General features: G+C 65.2%; 1 protein-coding gene. It reads left to right on the top strand.

Going from position 1 to position 2,788, the window contains the following annotated elements; genetic code table 11:
• Positions 1-295: 295 nt before the first annotated feature.
• The coding region (locus AC1D0Z_RS18980; protein WP_477659743.1) for a DUF748 domain-containing protein at positions 296-2,788 on the top strand (2,493 nt) is incomplete at its 3' end.

Genomic DNA, 2,788 nt, shown 5'->3' with positions numbered 1-2,788 from the left:
GGGAGGCAAGGCGCGGTGCGCCGCCCATAGCCCGCCTATGGGCAAGCGCCGCAACGCCGCAGACCGCCCGAGAAGGCACTTGCCCTCCGGGTTGGGGTGAAATCGGGCGATTGAGCCACCCAAGCCCTTGCATGGGCATTAGCCCATGCGGCGTGCCCGGTCGGCCCACTCATCCCGATTGCACCCCAACGCGGCCCCGTTTAGGCCGTAAACAGGTTCTTAATGCCCTTCAATTGACCGTCTTTTTCAAATAAATCATTGACCTGACGTCCCCGGCGCTAAAAACTCGACGCCTATGGCAATCAAAGATTTGAAGAACAAATGGCGGGAAATCAACTGGCGAGAGGTCAAATGGCGCGAAATGGGCAAGACATTGCCGGCCAGGACAGCCGCGGTGGCCCGGTCGCCGCTGTGGCAGCGCCGTGCCGCCTGGGCTGTCGGCCTGCTGTTATTGCTATGGGTGCTGGCCTATGCAGCTGTGCCGCCCATCCTGAAATCCCAACTTGAGAAGATCGCCTCCGAAAAGCTGGGCCGGCAGGTCACCGTGGGCGAGGTCGACTTCAAGCCCTGGTCGCTTGAGCTGACTCTTCACGATCTGGCCATCGCCCGCGCCGCTGCCGTAGGTGGCGTTTCAGCCGCTTCTCCCCAGGCAACACCCCAGCTTTCCATCAAGCGCCTATATATAGATGCCGAACTCGAATCCCTGCTGCGATTCGCGCCAGTGGCCGACGCGGTCCAGGTAGACGAACCGGTAGGCTTCCTGACACATCAAGGCGAGGGCCGTTACGACATCGACGACATCCTGGAGCGCTTCAAAACGCCCGCAGACGCCCCGGCCGGCGACCCGCCGCGGTTCGCGGTCTACAACATCGTGGTCAGCGGCGGGCGCATGGACTTCACCGACCAGTCCGTCGGCAAGACCCACGAATTGCGCGAACTGGGCCTGTCGGTTCCGTTCCTGAGCAACCTCAAGTCCCAGCGAGAGGTCAAAACCTCGCCACACCTGGCCTTCAAGCTCAACGGCAGCAGCTTTGACACCGCCGCTGAAGGCACACCCTTTGCGCAGACCCACAAAACCGACGCCACCCTCACCTTGCGCGGGCTGGACCTGAACCCTTATTTGGGCTACTGGCCGGCGAGCTTGCCCGTCAGGCTGCAAAGCGCGGTGCTGCATGCAGACGCCAAAGTCGCGTTTGAGCAGACACCCGCCACCGTGGTGCGGATTYCCGGCACCGTGACGGCGGAAAAGGTTCGTGTGCTGACAGCGCAAACGGCCGGGCAGGCGCTTGCCGCCGCGCCGGCGCCGGCCGCAAAACCCGGCGCATCCGTCAAGCGCGTTGCAAAGGGCGAAACTCAACCGCCAGCCTCCGCCGACTTGTTGGCCTTTGAGCGCCTGCAGGTCACGATGGACGATGTGCGCCCGCTGGAGCAGTTTGTGAAACTGTCTTCGGTAGAGCTCACGGCCCCCACGCTATCCATCGCCCGTGACCGGGCAGGGCGGCTTAACCTGCTGCCGCCTGGCGCGCCGGATGCTATTAAAAAAGGAGCTGCTGGCGCACAGCCAGAAGGGGCTGCAGGCCAAAATGCTTCCAATAGTCAAGCCCAGGTGCCTGCCGGAGCGGCTTCGGCCGGCACCCCGGCGGCTGCAGCGTCGGCGGCGCCCGCACCTTCGGCCAAAACCACAGCGCCTTCGGCCGCTCCCTGGAAAGTGCAGATCGCCCGCGTGGCGGTGCGTGCCGGCCGTGTGAATTGGCTCGACGAAACGCTGGCGTCACCAGCCGACATCCGCCTGGCCGGGCTCACGCTCGATGCTTCCGGCATCGCCATGCCTTTTGTAGCCAACGCACCCCTGCAGTTCAACGGTTCATTGGGGCTGGAACCACCTCCCACAGCGCCAGTGCTTGCACCGGCCAAACCCGGTGCGAAGCCGTCGGCCAAAACACCGGCGCCGCCCCCTGCTCAGGCGCTTGCAACGCCGGCGCTGCTCACCTTCAGCGGCACAGCCACCGACCAGGCCGCCCAGGCCACGGCCACCGTGGCAGCCTGGCCGCTGGGCATGGCTGCCAAATACGTCGGACAGTTCCTGCTGCCGGCACTGAACGGGCAGCTCGACGCCCAGCTCGGCGTGAACTGGCGGGCGCCCAGCGGTGACAAGCCGCAGCAACTGCAGCTCACGGCCCCGCAGCTGGCTGTCAGCGACATCCTGCTGGCGCAGGGCAAGGTGTCGCTGGTGTCCGTCAAGCGTGTCGAGCTTGCGCAGGTCGATATCGACGTGACAGGCCAGTCCTTCAAGGCCGCCAAAATGCAGCTGGACCAGCCCAAGGCAAAAGTCGACCGCGACACCGACAAACGCTGGATGTACCAGCGCTGGATGGCGAGCCCGGGCAGCGCAACGCCGGCGCCGCCCCCTACCGACGCCGCAACACGCGCGGCGGCGCCTTCATGGGCCGTCGCCATTGCCGATGTGCAGCTCGACGGCGGCGCGATGTCCTTTTCCGACCAGTCGGGCAGCAAGCCGGTGGTGTTTGAAGTGACCGCCGCCAAAGCCCAGCTGGGCGGGCTGGTGCTGGACGACAGACTGGACGCCAAGGCGCAAGCCGCCAAACTGATGCCGCTCACCGCTTCGCTGCGTCTGGCCACCGGGCGGTTTGAGCCCGGCAAGGTTGACTTCAACGGCAATCTCGGCTTGAGCCCGATTCAGGCGCAGGGCCGGCTGGTAGTCGACAGGCTGCCGGTGCAGGCGTTCGAGCCCTACCTGGCCGATGTGCTCAACATCGAGCTGCTGCGC

This window comes from Polaromonas sp. P1_E3 (genome assembly GCF_056405935.1).
Note: the sequence above shows the minus strand (reverse complement) of the source record. Positions and strands in the feature narration are given on the sequence as shown.